Here is a 19523-nt window from a genome sequence, read left to right as displayed (position 1 = left end):
TCCATCGATTACGGGTTTCGGGAGTCTTGAACATGGGTTTGTTAGTGGATGGCCGCTGGCAGGACAAGTGGTACGAAAGCAGCAAGGACGGCGCGTTCCAGCGTGAACAGGCGCAGCGTCGCAACTGGTTGACCGCTGACGGCAAGCCGGGACCGACCGGCGTCGGCGGTTTTGCGGCCGAGCCCGGGCGCTATCACCTGTACGTGTCCCTGGCCTGTCCGTGGGCCCATCGCACGCTGATCCTGCGTAAACTCAAAGGCCTGGAAAATCTGATCGACGTTTCGGTGGTCAGCTGGTTGATGCTGGAAAACGGCTGGACCTTCGACCAGCCCCTCGGTTCGACCGGCGACAAGCTCGATCACTTCGACTACATGCACCAGCGCTACACCGCCGACACCACCGACTACACCGGCCGCGTCACCGTACCGGTGCTGTGGGACAAACAGCACAAGCGCATCGTCAACAATGAATCATCGGAAATCATCCGCATGTTCAATGGCGCCTTCGACGATCTGACCGGTAACGACCTGGACTTCTACCCGGCGCCGCTGCGCGGTGAGATCGATGCGTTGAACGAGCGGATTTATCCGGCGGTGAACAATGGCGTGTACCGCGCCGGATTTGCCACCTCGCAACAGGCTTATGAACAAGCCTTCGATGAGGTGTTTGCCGAACTGGACCGCCTGGAACTGCTGCTGGGCGCCAACCGCTATCTGGCTGGCGAGTACCTGACCGAAGCGGACATTCGCCTGTTCACCACGCTGATTCGCTTCGATGCGGTGTACTACGGGCACTTCAAGTGCAACCTGCGGCGGATCGCGGATTATCCGAACCTGTCGAACTGGCTGCGGGAGATTTATCAGTGGCCGGGGATCGCCGAGACGGTGGATTTTGAACACATCAAGAACCACTACTACGCCAGTCATCGCACCATCAACCCGACAGGTGTGGTGCCGAAAGGCCCGGCGCAGGACTTTACCGTGGCCCATGATCGGGAGCGGTTGAGCGGGAAAGGGGTTTGGCGCAAGGCCTGAGTATGATCTGAGTTTTGCGGTGAATGAGAGGGCCTCTTCGCGAGCAAGCCCGCTCCCACAGGGGATTTGTGAACGACACAAATCGAATGTGGGAGCGGGCTTGCTCGCGAATGGGGTCGACTCGGTCTCTAGACCTGCCCCTGAGCCCCTTCAAACCACGCCAGTTTCTCGCGCAGTTGCACCACTTCACCGACGATCACCAGTGTCGGCGCATGCACTTCATGCTCCGCCACCAGGCGTGGCAGGTCCGCCAGGGTGCCGGTAAACACGCGCTGGTTGACCGTGGTGCCCTGCTGGATCAGTGCCGCCGGGGTATCGGCGGCGCGGCCATGCTTGATCAACTGCTCGCAGATGATCGGCAAGCCCACCAGCCCCATGTAGAACACCAGAGTTTGCGCCGGGGCCACCAGATCGGCCCATGGCAAATCGGTTGAGCCGTCCTTCAGGTGCCCGGTGACAAAGCGTACCGACTGCGCATAATCGCGGTGGGTCAGCGGAATCCCGGCATAGGCCGCGCACCCGCTGGCCGCCGTGATCCCCGGCACGACCTGGAACGGGATGCCATGGGCCGCCAGTTCTTCGATCTCCTCACCCCCTCGACCGAAGATGAACGGATCGCCGCCCTTCAATCGCACCACGCGCTTGCCTTGCTTGGCCAGGTCCACCAACTGCTGGTTGATCTGATCCTGCGGCACCGCGTGATCGGCTCGGCGCTTGCCGACGTAGACCCGCTCGGCGTCACGACGGCACAGTTCGAGAATCGCCGGTGCCACCAAACGGTCGTAAAGCACCACGTCGGCTTGCTGCATCAGACGCAATGCCTTGAACGTCAGCAGGTCCGGATCACCTGGCCCTGCGCCCACCAGATAGACCTCACCGGTCGCCACCGGCGCTTCACCGTCGATTTTCGCCTGGAGCAACCGCTCGGCTTCACCGCCCTGCCCGGCCAGTTGGCGGTCGGCAATCGGTCCCTGGAAAACATCTTCCCAGAACGCCCGACGCTGCTGCACATCCGGAAACAGGCCTTTGACCTGATGGCGAAAACGCGCAGCCAGCCCGGCCAGGTGACCGTAGGTGGAAGGAATCCAGGTTTCGATCCTGGCGCGGATCAAACGCGCCAGCACCGGCGCATCGCCGCCGCTGGACACGGCAATGATCAACGGAGAACGGTCGACGATGGCCGGGAAGATCACGCTGCACAGGGCTGGCGCGTCCACCACGTTGACCGGCACGCAACGCCGATGGGCATCGGCGGAGACTTGTGCGTTCAGCGTTTCGTCGTCGGTGGCGGCAATGATCAGCCCGCAACCGTCCAGATCCGCCTCGGCATAGCCACGTAACAGGCACTCGCCACCGCTGCCGGCAACCAGTTCGCGCAGTTGCGCTTCGATTTCAGGTGCAACCACCCGCAGCAGCGCACCGGCATCGGCCAGCAGGCGGGATTTGCGCAAGGCAATCTCCCCCCCGCCGACGACCAACACACGACTGCCGCGAAGGTTGTGAAACAGCGGCAGATATTTCATTTAGCCGATGACCTCAAGGCCACCCATGTACGGCTTGAGGACTTCAGGCACGCGGATCGAACCGTCGGCCTGCTGATAGTTCTCGAGCACCGCCACCAGGGTGCGACCCACTGCAAGACCGGAACCGTTCAGGGTGTGCACCAATTCCGGCTTGCCGGTTTCCGGGTTGCGGAAACGCGCCTGCATGCGGCGGGCCTGGAAGTCGCCACAGTTGGAGCACGACGAGATTTCGCGGTACTTGTCCTGGCTCGGGATCCAAACTTCCAGGTCGTAGGTCTTGACCGCGCTGAAGCCCATGTCGCCGGTGCACAGCGCCAGGGTGCGGTAAGGCAGTTCCAGCAGTTGCAGGACTTTCTCGGCGTTGGCGGTCAGGCCTTCCAGCGCTTCCATGGATTTCGACGGCTCGACGATCTGCACCATCTCGACCTTGTCGAACTGGTGCTGACGGATCATGCCGCGGGTGTCGCGGCCCGATGCACCGGCTTCACTGCGAAAGCACGGCGTGTGGGCGACGAACTTGATCGGCAACAGTTTCGAATCAACGATTTCGCCGGCGACGATGTTGGTCAGCGACACTTCGGCGGTCGGGATCAGGTACAGGTCGGCTTCGCCTTCGCGTGCGATCTTGAACAGGTCTTCTTCGAACTTCGGCAACTGGCCGGTGCCTTGCAGCGCGGGAGCCTGAACCAGGTAAGGCGTGTAGGCCTCTTCGTAGCCATGCTCGGTGACGTGCAGGTTGATCATGAACTGCGCCAGGGCGCGATGCAGACGGGCAATCGGGCCACGCAGCAGGGCGAAACGGGCACCGGACAGCTTGGCGGCGGTTTCGAAGTCCAGCCAGCCGAATTTCTCGCCCAGGGCGACGTGGTCCTGAACCGGGAAATCGAAGGCCTTCGGGGTGCCCCAGCGGCGCACTTCGACGTTGCCGTCTTCGTCTTCGCCGACCGGTACCGACTCATGCGGCAAGTTGGGGATACCCAGCAGGATAGAGTCCAGATCGGTCTGGATCGCGTCCAGTTCGACTTTACCGGCGCTCAATTCGCCCGCCATGCGCTCGACGTCCGCCATCAGCGGCGCGATGTCTTCGCCGCGCTGCTTGGCCTGACCGATGGATTTGGAGCGCGCATTACGTTCAGCCTGCAGTGCTTCGGTGCGGGTCTGGACGGTCTTGCGCTGTTCTTCCAGCGCTTCGATGCGCGCAACATCCAGGGTATAGCCACGGGATGCCAGGCGGTCCGCTACGTCCTGAAGGTTGCTACGTAACAGTTTGGAATCGAGCATGTCGGTTTCTCGTTTATCAAAGTTTGGTCAAGGACAGGCCGGCCCAGGTGGCAAGCAGCCCGCCGAATACGCTGAGTGCCGCATAGCCCAGGGCCAGCGGCACTTGCCCGCTTTCCAGCAGGCGCACCGTATCCAGTGAAAAGGATGAAAAAGTCGTCAGCCCCCCGAGGAAGCCGACCATCAACCCGGCGCGCACCTCGATGGGCACCTCCGGGCGTATCAAAAACAGACCGTATAGAACGCCGATCAGCAAACAGCCCACGATATTAACGGCCAGCGTCGCGGTATAGAAGTGCCGCGGCCAATTCGCGTTGATCCAGTTGCCCGTGGCGAAGCGCAACAACGTGCCGGCCATCCCGCCGACGGAAACCGCAACGATCAAGGGAAGCACTATTTTCTCCGCTGCCTTGGGCTTAAACGGTCGAGTTTCGCCAGGTGATTGAGTTTTTCGCCGATCTTCAACTCCAGGCCACGGGGCACGGGCTGATAGAACGGGATCGGGTCGAGTTCTTCCGGGAAATAGTCTTCGCCAGCGGCATAGGCGTCCGGCTCATCGTGGGCATAACGGTATTCATCGCCGTAACCCAACTGTTTCATAAGCTTGGTCGGCGCATTGCGCAGGTGCAGCGGCACTTCCAGCGAGCCGTGTTCGGCGGCGGCGCGCAGCGCGGTCTTGAAGCCAATGTACACCGCGTTGCTTTTCGGCGCGCAGGCCAGATAGGTGATGGCCTGGGCCACAGCCAACTCGCCCTCTGGGCTGCCGAGGCGCTCCTGCACTTCCCAGGCCGCCAGGCACAGGCTCAGGGCTCGCGGGTCGGCATTGCCGATGTCTTCGCTGGCCATGCGCACCACGCGCCGGGCCAGGTACAGCGGATCGCAACCGCCGTCGATCATGCGCGCGAACCAGTACAGCGCGCCGTCGGGGTTGGAGCCGCGCACCGATTTGTGCAGCGCGGAAATCTGGTCGTAGAACGCTTCGCCACCCTTGTCGAAGCGTCGACGGGTGTCGCCGAGCAGGCTTTGCAGGAGCTCGGTGCCGATTTCGCTGTTGTCTTCGGCCAGGTCAGAGGCGTTCTCCAGCAGGTTGAGCAGGCGCCGGCCATCGCCATCGGCGGCGGACAGCAGCATCTGGAAGCCTTCATCGCTGAGGGTCAGGTTGCGCTTGCCCAGGCCCCGCTCTTCGGTCAGCGCGCGCTGCACCAATTTGCGCAGGGCCGCTTCGTCGAGACTTTTCAGTACATAGACACGCGCCCGCGACAGCAAGGCGTTGTTGAGTTCGAACGAGGGGTTTTCCGTGGTCGCGCCGATGAAAATCAGCGTGCCGTCCTCGACATAAGGCAGGAACGCATCCTGCTGGGACTTGTTGAATCGATGCACTTCGTCGACGAACAGAATGGTGCGGCGGCCGTACTGCGCGGCCTGCTGCTTGGCGATTTCCACCGCCTGGCGGATCTCCTTGACCCCGGCCAGCACCGCCGAGACCGTTTCGAAATGCGCATCCGAGACTTCCGCGAGCAATCGCGCCAGGGTGGTTTTGCCGACACCGGGCGGGCCCCAGAAAATCATCGAGTGCAGGGCACCCTGCTCCAGCGCTTCACGCAAGGGCTTGCCGCGAGCGAGCACGTGTTCCTGACCGACGTACTCGTCCAGATTGGCCGCACGCAGTCGGGCGGCCAATGGCTGGGCGATGGGGGTGCTGCGAAACAGATCCATGACTACCTGGAAAACCTCACTGGGCTTATATGCCACACCGTCCAGAGATTGGACAAAGATCCCTGTGGGAGCGGGCTTGCTCTCGAAGAGGCCGTGTCAGTCGACAGTTTGATTGAATGACACACTGCCTTCGCGAGCAAGCCCGCTCCCACAGGTTCGGTGTTTTACTCTTGGATTACATCGGCACCCTTGGGGATGTCGAACTTGAATTTGGACGCCGGGATCGGCTCGTTGGCCTTCACCCCGGTGAACAGGATATTGGTGCGCTGGCCGACGCTGTCGATCAACTGCATGTCGTTGAGCAGACCGTTGCGGAACGACAGACGCAGATTGTCGAACAAGGTGTCCTTGGTTTTCGGCTTCAAGGTGAAGTCGATCACGCCACCCGCCTCTTTCGCGCTGATGTCGAAACTCTGGCTGATCTTCGACACATCACCGGACAACAGCAGAGCCGGGGTCTGGGTCAGACGCTCATCGAGCTTCTTGATCGTCGCCTGCTCCAGGTCCGGGTCCCACAGGGTGACTTTCTTGCCGTCGGAAACCATGGTCTGCTCGGCCGGCGCATTGGTGTGCCAGTAGAACAGGCCCGGACGTTGCAGCGTCATGTCGCCAGTGGTTTCCTGCAACTGGGTGCCGGTGCCGTCGAGGGTCAGCTGCGAAAAGTTGGCCGTCAGGGTCCTGGATTTTTCCAGCAGTTGGGTCAGGCGTGCCACGTCCTTGTCATCGGCGTTAGCCTGGAGCGTGGTCAAGGCCAGTACCGGCAGCAACAGCATGCGGATCAGACGCATGGGAGTCCTCATAACATTCGTGGGAGTGCGGGCGGCGCCAAAGGCACCACCCCTTTCATACTCGGGTCAGTCGCGCACCGGGCCAGGGGCCAGGACTTCACGCGAACCGTTGGTGTTCATGGACGTCACGACCCCGGCCATTTCCATGGCTTCGATCATGCGCGCGGCGCGGTTATAGCCGATCTTCAGCTTGCGCTGAACCGCGGAAATGGAGGCGCGACGGCTTTCCAGCACGAACTGGACCGCTTCGTCGTACAGCGCGTCGGCCTCGGGATCGTCACCGTCGCCGCCACCGCTGCTGCCTTCGAAGCCGCTGCCCGCCTCTTCGACGCCATTGAGAATGTCGTCGTTGTATTCCGGCGCGCCCCGCAGCTTCCAGGCTTCCACCACGCGGTGAACCTCATCGTCGGACACGAAAGCACCGTGAACACGAATCGGCAGACTGGTACCCGGCGGCATGTAGAGCATGTCACCGTGGCCCAGCAGTTGTTCTGCACCGCCCTGGTCGATGATGGTTCGCGAGTCGATCTTGCTCGACACCTGGAACGCCATGCGAGTCGGGATGTTGGCCTTGATCAGACCGGTGATCACGTCCACCGACGGACGCTGGGTCGCGAGGATCAAGTGGATACCGGCCGCACGAGCTTTCTGCGCAATACGGGCGATCAGTTCTTCGACCTTCTTGCCGACGATCATCATCATGTCGGCGAATTCGTCGACCACCACCACGATGGTCGGCAGCTTTTGCAGGAGCGGCGCTTCGTCGTGGATGCTTTCGCGCTTGTACAGCGGATCGCTCAACGGCTCGCCGGCGTCCTGGGCTTCCTTGACCTTGGCGTTGAAGCCCGACAGGTTTCGCACACCCATCTTGGCCATCAGCTTGTAGCGTCGCTCCATCTCGGCAACGCTCCAGCGCAGGGCGTTGGCGGCGTCCTTCATGTCGGTGACCACCGGGCACAGCAGGTGCGGAATGCCTTCGTAGATCGACAGTTCGAGCATTTTCGGGTCGATCATGATCAGCTTGGCGTCTTCCGGGCCGGACTTGAACAGGATCGACAGGATCATCGCGTTCACACCCACCGACTTACCGGAACCGGTGGTACCGGCCACCAGCAAGTGCGGCATTTTCGCAAGGTCGGTGATGACCGGCTTGCCGCCGATGTCGTGCCCCAGGGCCAGGGTGACCGGCGACTTGAAGTTGTCGTACTCGGGGGTCGACAGCACCTCGGAGAAACGCACGATCTGCCGGTCTTCGTTGGGAATCTCGATACCGACCGTGGTCTTGCCCGGAATCACTTCCACCACGCGCACGCTGGTCACGGCCAGGGAACGGGCCAGGTCTTTGGCCAGGTTGGAGATGCGGCTGACCTTGACGCCAGCGGCCGGCTGGATTTCGTAACGGGTGATCACCGGGCCCGGGTGAATCGAATCCACCGCGACTTCAACGCCGAATTCCTTGAGCTTGATTTCCAGCAAGTGGCCAACCGCAGCCAGGGATTCAGGGGAGTAGTTGAGCTGTTTCTTTTCCGCAGGGTCGAGAATCGAGATCGGCGGCAAGGTGCCTTCCACGGCGCTGTCGACGAACAGCGGCGCCTGCTTCTCTTTTTCGACGCGTTTGCTCGGTGCGGCAAGCTTTGGCGGCGCGGGCGCAATCACCGGCGGCACCTGCTTCTCGCGCTCGGACATGTGCTTGCTCAGGGCTTGCTCACGTTCGATCAGGCGCTCCTTGACCTTGGCCTGCTCGCGCTTGTCGGTGACGGTCGGCGCGACCACTTCATCCATGCGGTCGTCGACTTCACGCAACTGGGCAACCAGTTGTTTGCGCTCGGTACGGGCCGCCCACCAGCGATTGGCGGCGCCCTGGAACAGTTCGAACAAGTCGAGGGTGATCTTGCCGGTGATGTCCATCACCTTGAACCACGACAGGTCGGTAAACACGGTCAGGCCGAACAGGAACAAGGCAATGAACAACAGCGTGCTGCCCTGGATATTCAGGGCGTTCCTGGCCAGTTCGCCGAGGCTTTCCCCCAGCGCACCGCCCGCACCGGCCGGCAGACCGGTCGCGGCATGGAAATGGATATGGGCCAGCGCGGCGCCCGACAGCACCAGGAACACAAGGCCGATCAGGCGCCAGGAGAACAACCAGCCGCTCCACTGCCACGGTTCGTGACGCTGGCGGAAGATCTGGTACGCCTTGACGGCCAGCAGCAACGGGAAGATGTAGGCGAAGTAACCCAGCACCATGAACAGGATATCGGCGCTATAGGAGCCCGCTGGCCCGCCGAAGTTCTGCACGTCGTCGATCTTGCTGTTATGACTCCAGCCCGGATCGTCCTTGCCGTAGGTCAACAAGGCCATCATCAGGAACAGGCACAAGGCACCGATGGCGATCAGCGCACCTTCCTTGAGTCGGTAGTGCAAGTGCTGGCGCCAGAGCGGTACGACGGCTGGTTTAGGTGCTGCGGTGGATTTCTTCAAAACGCTTCTTTTCCTGCGCCAGTGGCGCGTCCATCTGGTGAATGTCTATAAAAGCTGCCAAAAAACCGCGAAAAAACTGCCCAATCCAGGCAGGTAAAAAAGTTAACACGCGTTACCGGGACTACTTTTAACACTGCGCCCCGGCTTTTATAAACATGGTGCGCACTGAATATATGTAACACGCAGGGCATTGTACGGGTTTGTACGCACGACGCCATGCTTGAGACCCTTGGGTGTAGCATAGTCAACAGCACATGACATGCTGTTCAATTTGAGCATGCATTCTCTTTTGTGACAAAGGCTTATGAGGTGTTTTTATGAGCGAAGCGAAGCATTCACGCCTGATTATCCTGGGCTCGGGCCCCGCTGGTTACAGCGCGGCCGTTTATGCCGCCCGCGCCAACCTCAAGCCCGTTGTCATTACCGGCATCCAGGCAGGCGGCCAACTCACCACCACCGTCGAAGTGGACAACTGGCCAGGGGACGTTGAAGGCCTGACCGGGCCGGTGCTGATGGATCGCATGCAAAAACACGCCGAACGCTTTGCCACCGAGATCGTTTACGACCACATCCACACCGCCAAGTTGCAACAACGGCCGTTCGAGCTGATTGGCGATGGCGGCACCTACACCTGCGACGCCTTGATCATTGCCACCGGCGCCTCTGCGCAATATCTGGGCCTGCCGTCGGAAGAAGCGTTTGCCGGCAAAGGGGTGTCGGCATGCGCGACCTGCGATGGGTTTTTCTATCGCAATCAGGTGGTTGCGGTGGTCGGCGGCGGTAATACGGCGGTCGAGGAAGCCTTGTACCTGTCGAACATCGCCAAGGAAGTGCACCTGATTCACCGCCGCGACAAGCTGCGTTCGGAGAAGATCCTCCAGGACAAACTCTTCGAAAAAGCCGCCAAGGGCAATATCCGCCTGCACTGGAACCAGAACCTGGACGAAGTGCTCGGCGATGCCAGCGGAGTGACCGGCGCCCGCCTGCGCGACAGCCATACCGGCGAAACGAAGGAGCTGCCGCTGGCCGGGGTATTTATCGCCATCGGCCACAAACCCAATACCGACCTGTTCACGGGCCAACTGGAAATGCGCGACGGGTATCTGCTGGTCAAGGGTGGCAGCGAAGGCGATGCCACCGCCACCGCAATTGCCGGGGTGTTTGCCGCCGGTGACGTGGCCGACCACGTTTATCGCCAGGCGGTTACGTCTGCCGGGGCTGGTTGCATGGCGGCGCTGGACGCTGAAAAATACCTCGACGACATTCCTGCCGTTTAAAGGCAAACTTTATGGCGGGCCAAAGCCCGCCACTGCCCTCCCCTTCTGCAAGCCCGGATGCCATGCTGACTTGGTTACAACGCAACACCTTGCATTTCCCACCGCTGGAAAAGGCCATGCGCGACCCCAACGGGCTTCTGGCTGCCGGTGGCGACCTGTCCGCCGATCGGCTGATCTCGGCTTATCGCCACGGCTGCTTCCCGTGGTTTTCCGAAGGCCAGCCGATCCTCTGGTGGTCGCCGGACCCACGCACGGTTCTGTTTCCCGACGAATTGCACGTCTCGCGCAGCCTGAACAAACTGCTGCGCCAGCAACGCTACCAAGTGACCTTTGACCAGGACTTCGCCGCCGTCATCCGCGCCTGTGCAGCCCCCCGGGAATACGCTGACGGCACCTGGATCACCGAGGCCATGCAGGACGCTTATATCGAGTTGCACAGGCGCGGGCATGCGCACTCGGTGGAAGTCTGGGACGCAGATGAACTGGTCGGCGGATTGTATGGCCTGGCAATGGGCCAGTTGTTTTTCGGCGAGTCCATGTTCAGCCTCGCTGACAACGCCTCGAAATTCGGCTTTGCCACACTGGTCCGCCATCTGAAAGACTCAGGCTTCGTGCTGATCGATTGCCAGATGCCCACCGACCACCTGCACAGCCTGGGCGCCCGAGCGATACCCCGCCGCGAGTTTGCGAGCTATCTGGTCAGGCACCTGGACCAACCCAACACCGCCACCTGGGTTTGCTGAGCGACTTTCTCCCGTGTGGCTTACACTTATTCAAAAGCATTATCCCGAGGGTTGATCATGACCGAGTTGGCGCGTTTGAAGTTCTATGCCACTCAGCCGCACTCTTGCAGTTATCTGCCCGAGGAGCAGGCCACAACCCTGTTTCTCGACCCTAGTCAGCCCATGGATGTGCATGTCTACGCAGACCTGTCGGAGATGGGGTTTCGTCGCAGTGGCGATCATCTCTATCGGCCGCATTGCCAGAATTGCAATGCCTGCGTCCCGGCGCGCATTCCCGTGGGGCAGTTCACGCCCAACCGGCAACAGAAACGCATCTTCAAGCGCAACATGGATTTGCAGGTGCGCCCGGCCAGGCCCGGCTTCAACGAAGAGTACTTCGACCTTTACCAGCGCTATATCGAACAGCGTCACGCCGATGGGGACATGTATCCGCCGAGTCGCGACCAGTTTTCGACATTCCTGGTGCGGGACCTGCCGTTTTCAAGATTTTATGAATTTCGCCTGAACGGCCGACTGCTGGCCGTCGCCGTGACCGATTTACTGCCGAACGGTCTTTCGGCGGTCTACACCTTCTACGAACCGGCCGAAGAGCGCCGCAGCCTTGGGCGCTATGCGATCCTCTGGCAAATCGCCGAGGCCAGGCGACTGGGACTGGAAGCGGTCTACCTCGGCTACTGGATCAAAAACTGCAAAAAAATGAACTACAAGACTCAATATCGCCCTATTGAGTTGCTGATTAATCAGCGCTGGGTGGTTCTAAACTAGAGCAGGCCCTAAACCCCTTGGCTTAAACCCCACTTTTCGGGCACAATGCACGCCGCTTTTGCCTGGCGCAGTTGCACCGGGCCATTCATTGGACACCGAGGGCTTTACTGCATGTCGAAAGAAGACAGCTTCGAAATGGAAGGCACTGTCGTCGACACCCTGCCCAACACCATGTTTCGCGTGGAGTTGGAAAATGGGCACGTCGTAACCGCGCACATCTCCGGCAAGATGCGCAAGAACTACATCCGTATTCTTACCGGCGACAAAGTGCGCGTAGAGCTGACTCCCTATGACTTGAGCAAAGGGCGCATCACTTACCGCGCTCGCTAATCAAGTCAATACAAGACGCCCGGCTTATGCCGGGCGTTTTTGTTTGTGCGCGATTTAGCTGCCGCACTCAGACAATGTGGGAGCGGGCTTGCTCGCGAATGCGATCTGTCTGACACAGGGATGCTGGATATGCCGACGCCTTCGCGAGCAAGCCCGCTCCCACACTGGATTTGTGTATGACCTACAGACAGCAAAAAGGCGCCTTTTGGCGCCTTTTTGCTTTATCGCGATAGAACGTCAGGCCATCTCGGCCGTGGTCTCGAACTCGAAGGTCAGCTCGCCGTCCTTGATGTCGATGTGTACCACACCGCCATGCTCGGCCAGTTCGCCAAAGAGAATCTCCTCCGCCAGCGGACGCTTGATCTTGTCCTGGATCAGGCGAGCCATCGGGCGAGCACCCATCGCCGCGTCGTAGCCACCTTCGGCCAGCCAGTTGCGGGCCGCATCGGTGACCTCCAGCAACACGCGTTTGTCCTCCAGCTGCGCCTGAAGCTCGGTAAGGAACTTGTCCACCACGCTCTTGATGACCTCATGGCTGAGGCGACCAAACTGGATGATGGTGTCCAGACGGTTGCGGAATTCCGGCGTGAAGCTCTTCTTGATCACTTCCATCGCATCGGACGAGTGATCCTGATAGGTGAAACCGATCGAAGCACGGGCTGCAGTCTCGGCACCGGCGTTGGTCGTCATGATGACGATCACGTTACGGAAATCCGCCTTGCGCCCGTTGTTATCGGTCAACGTACCGTGGTCCATGACCTGCAACAGCAGGTTGAAGACTTCCGGATGCGCCTTCTCGATCTCATCGAGCAACAGCACGCAGTGTGGCTGCTTGGTGATGGCTTCGGTCAGCAGACCACCCTGATCGAATCCGACATAGCCTGGAGGCGCACCAATCAGACGCGATACGGTGTGGCGCTCCATGTATTCGGACATGTCGAAACGAATCAGCTCAACACCCAACGCTTTGGCCAACTGACGCGCCGCTTCGGTTTTACCGACACCGGTAGGCCCTGCGAACAGGAACGAACCGACAGGCTTGTCAGGGGACTTGAGGCCGGCACGGGACAACTTGATCGCGGTTGCCAGGGAATCTATCGCAGCGTCCTGACCGAACACGGTCAACTTCAGGTCACGCTCAAGGTTACGCAACAATTCCTTGTCGGAGCTGGTGACGTGCTTAGGCGGAATCCGCGCGATTTTCGCGACGATGTCCTCGACCTGAGGCACTTCGATGCGTTTAACGCGCATTTCGATCGGTTGCAGGCGCTGGTAGGCACCTGCCTCGTCAATCACATCGATCGCCTTGTCCGGCATGTGCCGGTCATTGATATAGCGCGAAGCCAGTTCGGCAGCGGCACGCAAGGCTTCATCGCTGTATTCGATATTGTGATGCTGTTCGAAGCGCCCTTTGAGACCGCGCAGGATACCGATGGTGTCTTCCACCGAAGGCTCCGACACATCGACCTTCTGGAAACGCCGGGCCAAGGCACGGTCCTTCTCGAAGATGCCGCGGAATTCCTGGAAGGTGGTCGAACCGATGCAACGGATATCACCCGAGGACAGCAGCGGCTTGAGCAGGTTCGAGGCATCCATGACGCCACCGGACGCGGCACCCGCACCAATGATGGTGTGGATCTCGTCGATGAACAGGATCGCCTGCGGACGCTTTTTCAGCTCATTGAGCAACGCCTTGAAGCGCTTCTCGAAATCGCCACGGTATTTGGTACCGGCCAGCAAGGCACCCAGGTCGAGTGAGTAAACCACGCTGTTGGCCAGCAGGTCCGGCACCTGGTTGTCGACAATGCGCTTGGCCAGGCCTTCGGCAATCGCGGTTTTACCCACGCCGGCCTCGCCCACCAGCAGCGGATTGTTTTTACGCCGACGCGCCAGGATCTGCGCGACACGTTCGACTTCCAGCTCACGCCCCACCAACGGATCGATACGACCCTGGCGCGCCAGTTCATTGAGGTTGCTGGCATACGCATCCAGGGGATTGCCCGAGGAAGAAGACTCACCACCCTCGTCGTCCTGCATATCTTGCTCACCTTCAGAGTGATCGCCATGCCCCGGCACCTTGGAAATGCCATGGGCGATGTAGTTGACGACATCTATACGGGCAACGCTCTGCTGTTTCAGCAGGAACACCGCCTGACTCTCTTGCTCACTGAAGATCGCGACCAGCACGTTGGCACCAGTCACTTCGCGTTTGCCCGAGCTCTGTACGTGAAACACAGCACGCTGCAGTACACGCTGGAAGCCCAGGGTTGGCTGGGTTTCACGATCCTCGTCATGAACCGGGATCAATGGCGTGGTGGAGTCGATGAACTCCTGCAGGTCATGCTTGAGTTTGTCGAGGTTTGCGCCGCACGCACGCAAAACGGTGGCGGCAGCCTCATTGTCCAATAGGGCCAGCAAGAGGTGTTCGACGGTCATGAACTCATGACGCTTCGAACGGGCCTCCTTGAAGGCAAGATTGAGGGTGACTTCGAGCTCGCGGTTTAACATAGCTTCACCTCATACCCAAGTGGTCGGCGATTAACCGTCCTTCTCGATTTCACAGAGTAGCGGATGCTGGCTTTCCCTGGCGTACTGGTTGACCTGCATGGCCTTGGTCTCCGCGATGTCGCGGGTAAACACTCCACATACTGCCCGCCCTTCCGTGTGGACGGCCAGCATGACCTTGGTCGCCAGCTCGCGATTCAGGTTAAAAAACACCTCGAGCACTTCGACGACGAAATCCATCGGTGTGTAGTCATCATTGAACAAAACCACCTTGTACATCGGCGGCGCCTGTAGTGCAGGCTTTGCCTCCTGAACAGCAATGCCTGTGGAATCGTCGTCGTGTAAATCAGGGCGATCCTGATTGAATGTTAGTCGAATCTGGCTGATTGCATGCATGGAAAGAAAGGTTCGTCAGTGGTTCAAATACAGTGGTGGGGGCGGCTATCAGCGTTTTCAACTCCGACTGCCGGGTCAGCTTGACTATCGGCAAAAGGGTGTTACAACCAATAGAGCCCACAGTGGGTAAAAAAGGTCCGCGGAGTCAATCTTATTTACAGATTCGACTGCGGATGTACTGGATGATACTCCAGTGATGGAGTCTGTTGCAGAGGGAGTTGGGTATGGCTGTCGGCAAGGTGAAGTGGTTCAACAATGCCAAGGGTTACGGATTCATCAACGAGGAAGGCAAGACAGAAGATCTGTTTGCCCACTACTCAGCCATTAAAATGGATGGTTATAAAACCCTGAAAGCCGGGCAAGCTGTCGTATTCGACATCATCCAGGGCCCCAAAGGCCTTCACGCGGTCAACATCGGCAACCCGGTGGAGGCCTCGAAAACCGCGACACAGTTACCTGAGCAGACTGTTTCGGTTTAACACTGCCGCATCAACCAGTCATAAAAAAACCGCCTGACTCAACTACTTGAATCAGGCGGTTTTTGTGTACCTGCGTTTTCTTACATGTGCGAGATCAGCGCATCACCGAAGCCGGAAGACGACACCAGTTTGGCGCCTTCCATCAGGCGTTCGAAGTCATAGGTCACGGTCTTGGCGGAAATCGCGCCGTTGGTACCCTTGATGATCAGGTCGGCCGCTTCGGTCCAGCCCATGTGGCGTAGCATCATTTCAGCGGACAGGATCAGCGACCCCGGGTTGACCTGGTCCTTGCCGGCGTACTTCGGTGCCGTACCGTGGGTGGCTTCGAACATGGCCACGGTGTCGGACAGGTTGGCGCCTGGCGCAATACCGATACCGCCCACTTCCGCCGCGAGGGCATCGGAGAGGTAGTCGCCGTTCAGGTTCAGGGTGGCGATCACATCGTACTCGGCCGGGCGCAGCAGGATCTGCTGGAGCATGGCGTCGGCGATGGCATCCTTGACGATGACGTTCTTGCCGGTTTTAGGGTTCTTGAACTGCATCCACGGACCGCCGTCGAGCAGGGTTGCGCCGAACTCTTCAGCCGCCACTTCGTAGGCCCATTCCTTGAAGGCACCTTCGGTGAACTTCATGATGTTGCCTTTGTGCACGATGGTCAGCGAATCGCGATCGTTGTCGACCACATACTGCAGGGCCTTGCGCGCCAGACGTTTGGTGCCTTGCAGGGACACCGGCTTGACGCCGATACCGCAGTTCTCGTCGAAACGGATCTTGGTGACGCCCATTTCTTCTTTCAGGAACTTGATGACCTTGGTGGCTTCCGGCGTGCCGGCCTTCCACTCGATGCCCGCGTAGATGTCTTCGGAGTTCTCGCGGAAGATGGTCATGTCGACATCGCCTGGCTTCTTGACCGGGCTGGGCACGCCTTCGAACCAGCGCACCGGACGCAGGCAGACGTACAGGTCGAGTTGCTGACGCAGGGCCACGTTCAGGGAGCGGATGCCGCCACCGACCGGGGTGGTCAGCGGGCCCTTGATGGAAACCACGTAATCCTTGACCGCGTCCAGGGTTTCCTGAGGCAGCCAGGTGTCCTGATCGTAAACCTGAGTCGCTTTCTCCCCGGCGTACACTTCCATCCAGGAAATCTTGCGCTCGCCACCATAAGCCTTCTTAACAGCAGCATCGACAACCTTGATCATGACCGGGCTGATGTCGACACCAATGCCGTCACCTTCGATGAAGGGGATGATCGGGTTATTAGGAACATTGAGAGAATGGTCTGCATTGACGGTGATTTTGTCGCCGACGGCTGGAACCTGAATCTTCTTGTAACCCATGCTGAACTCCATTGATTGGATTGAACATCTGGCTTGGTTCGAGCGTAACCCAGTTGAATCGGCGCGCAAACCCTATGTTCCATCCATCTGCCGCAAAGCCTTGCAACTCGCGAGCTACAAGCCTGAAAGCAAAGGGAAAAGCGCCAAACTCAAGCACGACGAATGACCTTACGCCCAGCTCGCCCCTGCGACCTTTAGACCAATGGACGACATTCGTTGCGTATGAACCATCGGCAGATTGCCAGCTACCTATGTATAATGCCGCCGCTGACTAAAGGGTCACGACGGGCGAAACAGCTCTACGATGAGTGTTTACGCCCGATAAGCCGGTCTGTTACCGCAGCCCGACTGCTTGACGCCCTACTGATGCACCCAACATCACAGCAACGAAACCTCGATATTCGGCTCATGGATGACTTTGAACGAACGCGCTTACCCGGCGCCCTCGAGTTTCTGCGCACGCTTTAGCAAAGAAGAGAGAGTTAATCCGAATATGCCCACCCGCTCGAAGATCATCTATACCTTCACCGACGAAGCTCCTGCCCTCGCCACCTATTCACTGTTGCCTATCGTAGAGGCGTTCACCGCCTCGGCTGATATCGCCGTTGAAACCCGCGATATCTCTCTTGCAGGGCGCATCCTGGCCAGCTTCCCCGAGCAACTGGGTGACAAAGCCGTAGCCGACCACCTCGCCGAACTGGGCGCCCTGGCCGTTACGCCTGAAGCCAACATCATCAAATTGCCGAACATCAGCGCCTCGGTTCCGCAACTGCAAGCCGCGATCAAAGAGCTGCAAGCTCAAGGCTACGCACTGCCGGACTACCCTGAGACCGTTACCAGCGACGCCGACAAAGAAGCCAAGGCCCGCTACGACAAGGTCAAGGGCAGCGCCGTGAACCCGGTTCTGCGTGAAGGCAACTCCGACCGTCGCGCTCCGCTGTCGGTCAAGAACTACGCGCGCAAGCACCCGCACAAAATGGGCGCCTGGGCCAAGGACTCCAAGTCCCACGTCGCGCACATGAGCACCGGCGATTTCTACGGCAGCGAAAAAGCCGCCCTGATCGACGCCGCTGACGCCGTGAAAATCGAACTGATCGCTCAAGACGGCACCTCCACCGTCCTGAAAGAAAAGACCAGCGTACAAGCCGGTGAGATCCTCGATTGCGCGGTCATGAGCAAAAACGCCCTGCGCAGCTTCATCGCCGCCGAAATCGAAGACGCCAAGGCACAAGGCGTGCTGCTGTCGGTTCACTTGAAAGCCACCATGATGAAGGTCTCCGACCCGATCATGTTCGGTCAGATCGTTGCCGAGTTCTATAAAGACGCACTGACCAGGCACGCTGACGTGCTGGCACAGATCGGCTTCAACCTGAACAACGGCATCGGCGACCTGTACGCTCGCATCAAGGCCCTGCCTGCTGAACAGCAAGCGGCCATCGAAGCCGACATCCAGGCGGTCTACGCCGCTCGCCCTTCCCTGGCGATGGTCAACTCCGACAAAGGCATCACCAACCTGCACGTGCCGAGCGACGTGATCGTCGACGCCTCGATGCCGGCGATGATCCGTGACTCCGGCAAGATGTGGGGCACCGACGGCCAGTTGCACGACACCAAGGCCGTGATCCCGGATCGCTGCTACGCCACCATCTACCAGGCTGTGATCGAAGATTGCAAAGCCAACGGTGCGTTCGATCCGACCACCATGGGCAGCGTGCCGAACGTTGGCCTGATGGCGAAGAAAGCCGAAGAGTACGGCTCCCACGACAAGACTTTCCAGATCAAGGCTGACGGCGTTGTTCGCGTCACCGACAGCAAGGGCAACCTGCTGATGGAACAGGCTGTCGAGGCCGGCGACATCTTCCGCATGTGCCAGACCAAAGACGCGCCGATCCAGGACTGGGTCAAACTGGCCGTCAACCGTGCTCGCGCAAGCGCGACCCCGGCGATCTTCTGGCTGGACCCGATGCGCGCCCACGATGGTGTGGTGATCGAGAAAGTTCAGGCTTACCTGAAGGATCACGACACTGCCGGCCTGGACATCCAGATCATGGCACCGGTCGACGCGATGAAGTACACCCTGCAGCGCACCCGCGCAGGCAAAGACACCATCTCGGTAACCGGCAACGTACTGCGCGACTACCTCACCGACCTGTTCCCGATCATGGAACTGGGCACCAGCGCCAAGATGCTGTCGATCGTGCCGCTGATGAACGGCGGTGGCCTGTTCGAAACCGGCGCCGGCGGTTCGGCACCGAAGCACGTACAGCAACTGCTGGAAGAAAACTTCCTGCGCTGGGATTCCCTGGGTGAATTCCTGGCCTTGGCCGCGTCCCTGGAACACCTGGGCGTGACCTACAACAACCCCAAGGCGCTGGTTCTGGCCAAGACCCTGGACCAGGCCACCGGCCAGTTCCTGGACAACAACAAGTCGCCATCGCGCAAAGTCGGCAACATCGACAACCGCGGCAGCCACTTCTACCTGGCGCTGTACTGGGCCCAGGCCCTGGCTGCCCAGACCGAAGACACTGCACTGCAAGCGCAGTTCGCAACCCTGGCCAAGACCCTGACCGAGAACGAGGCGACCATCGTTGCCGAGCTCAACGCCGTCCAGGGCAAGCCAGTGGACATCGGCGGCTACTACCATGCCGACGCCGAGCTGATCAGCAAGGCCATGCGCCCAAGCGCAACCTTCAACGCGGCAGTTGCTGCGCTGGTTTAAGGTTGTAAGGATGCAAAGAAGCCCCGGCCTAGTGCCGGGGTTTCTGCTTCTGGCGTGCGCAACCCTTGTAGCAGCTGACGAGCACCGCGAGGCTGCGTTCGGCGGCGCAGCCGTCGTAAAATCAGATTGTGCGGTGTGTCAGGCAGATCGTGCGC

17 protein-coding genes are annotated in these 19523 nt (G+C 59.8%); 8 read left to right on the top strand and 9 right to left on the bottom strand.

Going from position 1 to position 19523, the window contains the following annotated elements:
• Window positions 1-32: 32 nt before the first annotated feature.
• Window positions 33-1034, top strand: coding sequence for a glutathione S-transferase family protein (locus AC07W4_RS20000; protein WP_495033670.1), 1002 nt, complete (start codon window positions 33-35; stop codon window positions 1032-1034).
• A 128-nt stretch (window positions 1035-1162) separates the two neighbouring features.
• Here the strand turns inward: AC07W4_RS20000 and cysG are convergent, their stop codons facing one another.
• From cysG to AC07W4_RS19970, 6 genes are all read right to left on the bottom strand, one after another.
• A complete protein-coding gene (gene cysG / locus AC07W4_RS19995; protein WP_495033669.1) occupies window positions 1163-2557 on the bottom strand; it encodes a siroheme synthase CysG in 1395 nt (464 codons plus the stop codon).
• Window positions 2558-3838, bottom strand: coding sequence for a serine--tRNA ligase (serS, locus tag AC07W4_RS19990; protein WP_008049382.1), 1281 nt, complete (start codon window positions 3836-3838; stop codon window positions 2558-2560).
• Between the two features lie 16 nt (window positions 3839-3854).
• Window positions 3855-4229 carry a fluoride efflux transporter CrcB gene (gene crcB / locus AC07W4_RS19985; RefSeq protein WP_008049383.1) on the bottom strand — a complete coding sequence of 125 codons (375 nt, stop codon included), beginning with the start codon at window positions 4227-4229 and terminating at the stop codon, window positions 3855-3857.
• Window positions 4229-5551 carry a replication-associated recombination protein A gene (locus AC07W4_RS19980; protein ID WP_495033668.1) on the bottom strand — a complete coding sequence of 441 codons (1323 nt, stop codon included), beginning with the start codon at window positions 5549-5551 and terminating at the stop codon, window positions 4229-4231. Before AC07W4_RS19980 ends, crcB begins: the two co-directional genes overlap by 1 nt.
• Before the next feature lie 164 nt (window positions 5552-5715).
• Window positions 5716-6339, bottom strand: coding sequence for an outer membrane lipoprotein periplasmic chaperone LolA (gene lolA, locus AC07W4_RS19975; protein WP_495033667.1), 624 nt, complete (start codon window positions 6337-6339; stop codon window positions 5716-5718).
• A gap of 66 nt (window positions 6340-6405) precedes the next feature.
• Window positions 6406-8817 carry a DNA translocase FtsK gene (locus AC07W4_RS19970; protein ID WP_495033666.1) on the bottom strand — a complete coding sequence of 804 codons (2412 nt, stop codon included), beginning with the start codon at window positions 8815-8817 and terminating at the stop codon, window positions 6406-6408.
• Between the two features lie 317 nt (window positions 8818-9134).
• Between AC07W4_RS19970 and trxB the strand changes: the two genes are divergently transcribed.
• The 4 genes from trxB to infA all read left to right on the top strand — a co-directional run bounded on the left by trxB (window position 9135) and on the right by infA (window position 11932).
• Window positions 9135-10094, top strand: a complete 960-nt coding sequence (gene trxB / locus AC07W4_RS19965; protein ID WP_495033665.1) for a thioredoxin-disulfide reductase — start codon at window positions 9135-9137, stop codon at window positions 10092-10094.
• 62 nt (window positions 10095-10156) lie between these two features.
• Window positions 10157-10837 (top strand): leucyl/phenylalanyl-tRNA--protein transferase, encoded by a 681-nt coding sequence (aat, locus tag AC07W4_RS19960; RefSeq protein ID WP_495033664.1) that lies wholly within the window; start codon window positions 10157-10159, stop codon window positions 10835-10837.
• Between the two features lie 57 nt (window positions 10838-10894).
• Window positions 10895-11602 (top strand): arginyltransferase, encoded by a 708-nt coding sequence (locus AC07W4_RS19955; RefSeq protein ID WP_008049389.1) that lies wholly within the window; start codon window positions 10895-10897, stop codon window positions 11600-11602.
• 111 nt (window positions 11603-11713) lie between these two features.
• A complete protein-coding gene (gene infA / locus AC07W4_RS19950; protein ID WP_002553999.1) occupies window positions 11714-11932 on the top strand; it encodes a translation initiation factor IF-1 in 219 nt (72 codons plus the stop codon).
• 237 nt (window positions 11933-12169) lie between these two features.
• Here infA and clpA read toward each other — a convergent pair whose 3' ends face one another.
• On the bottom strand, window positions 12170-14440 hold the full coding sequence (gene clpA / locus AC07W4_RS19945) for an ATP-dependent Clp protease ATP-binding subunit ClpA (protein WP_008000854.1): 2271 nt from the start codon (window positions 14438-14440) through the stop codon (window positions 12170-12172).
• Between the two features lie 30 nt (window positions 14441-14470).
• Window positions 14471-14833, bottom strand: coding sequence for an ATP-dependent Clp protease adapter ClpS (gene clpS / locus AC07W4_RS19940; protein WP_032829596.1), 363 nt, complete (start codon window positions 14831-14833; stop codon window positions 14471-14473).
• 224 nt (window positions 14834-15057) lie between these two features.
• Here clpS and cspD point away from each other — a divergent pair, with 224 nt between their 5' ends.
• A complete protein-coding gene (gene cspD, locus AC07W4_RS19935; protein ID WP_495033663.1) occupies window positions 15058-15312 on the top strand; it encodes a cold shock domain-containing protein CspD in 255 nt (84 codons plus the stop codon).
• A gap of 80 nt (window positions 15313-15392) precedes the next feature.
• Here the strand turns inward: cspD and icd are convergent, their stop codons facing one another.
• The gene (icd, locus tag AC07W4_RS19930) at window positions 15393-16649 is read right to left on the bottom strand and encodes an NADP-dependent isocitrate dehydrogenase (protein WP_007972065.1); all 1257 of its coding nucleotides are present in this window, start codon (window positions 16647-16649) and stop codon (window positions 15393-15395) included.
• On the opposite strand from icd, the gene AC07W4_RS19925 reads away from it, so the two are divergent.
• Window positions 16648-16815 carry a hypothetical protein gene (locus tag AC07W4_RS19925; RefSeq protein ID WP_177318805.1) on the top strand — a complete coding sequence of 56 codons (168 nt, stop codon included), beginning with the start codon at window positions 16648-16650 and terminating at the stop codon, window positions 16813-16815. The two genes, icd and AC07W4_RS19925, sit on opposite strands and share 2 nt — an antisense overlap.
• Before the next feature lie 327 nt (window positions 16816-17142).
• Window positions 17143-19368, top strand: coding sequence for an NADP-dependent isocitrate dehydrogenase (locus AC07W4_RS19920; RefSeq protein WP_495033662.1), 2226 nt, complete (start codon window positions 17143-17145; stop codon window positions 19366-19368).
• The last annotated feature ends 155 nt before the right edge of the window (window positions 19369-19523 follow it).

It is taken from the genome of Pseudomonas sp. GW821-FHT02A08 (assembly GCF_059422045.1).
Note: the sequence above shows the minus strand (reverse complement) of the source record. Positions and strands in the feature narration are given on the sequence as shown.

Bases quoted from the DNA above. Each gene is read 5' to 3' on its own strand.
- AC07W4_RS20000 (WP_495033670.1), top strand. From the start codon at position 33: ATGGGTTTGTTAGTGGATGGCCGCTGGCAGGACAAGTGGTACGAAAGC.
- cysG (WP_495033669.1), bottom strand. From the start codon at position 2,557: ATGAAATATCTGCCGCTGTTTCACAACCTTCGCGGCAGTCGTGTGTTG.
- serS (WP_008049382.1), bottom strand. From the start codon at position 3,838: ATGCTCGATTCCAAACTGTTACGTAGCAACCTTCAGGACGTAGCGGAC.
- AC07W4_RS19980 (WP_495033668.1), bottom strand. From the start codon at position 5,551: ATGGATCTGTTTCGCAGCACCCCCATCGCCCAGCCATTGGCCGCCCGA.
- lolA (WP_495033667.1), bottom strand. From the start codon at position 6,339: ATGCGTCTGATCCGCATGCTGTTGCTGCCGGTACTGGCCTTGACCACG.
- trxB (WP_495033665.1), top strand. From the start codon at position 9,135: ATGAGCGAAGCGAAGCATTCACGCCTGATTATCCTGGGCTCGGGCCCC.
- aat (WP_495033664.1), top strand. From the start codon at position 10,157: ATGCTGACTTGGTTACAACGCAACACCTTGCATTTCCCACCGCTGGAA.
- AC07W4_RS19955 (WP_008049389.1), top strand. From the start codon at position 10,895: ATGACCGAGTTGGCGCGTTTGAAGTTCTATGCCACTCAGCCGCACTCT.
- infA (WP_002553999.1), top strand. From the start codon at position 11,714: ATGTCGAAAGAAGACAGCTTCGAAATGGAAGGCACTGTCGTCGACACC.
- clpA (WP_008000854.1), bottom strand. From the start codon at position 14,440: ATGTTAAACCGCGAGCTCGAAGTCACCCTCAATCTTGCCTTCAAGGAG.
- clpS (WP_032829596.1), bottom strand. From the start codon at position 14,833: ATGCATGCAATCAGCCAGATTCGACTAACATTCAATCAGGATCGCCCT.
- cspD (WP_495033663.1), top strand. From the start codon at position 15,058: ATGGCTGTCGGCAAGGTGAAGTGGTTCAACAATGCCAAGGGTTACGGA.
- AC07W4_RS19925 (WP_177318805.1), top strand. From the start codon at position 16,648: ATGCTGAACTCCATTGATTGGATTGAACATCTGGCTTGGTTCGAGCGT.
- icd (WP_007972065.1), bottom strand. From the start codon at position 16,649: ATGGGTTACAAGAAGATTCAGGTTCCAGCCGTCGGCGACAAAATCACC.
- AC07W4_RS19920 (WP_495033662.1), top strand. From the start codon at position 17,143: ATGCCCACCCGCTCGAAGATCATCTATACCTTCACCGACGAAGCTCCT.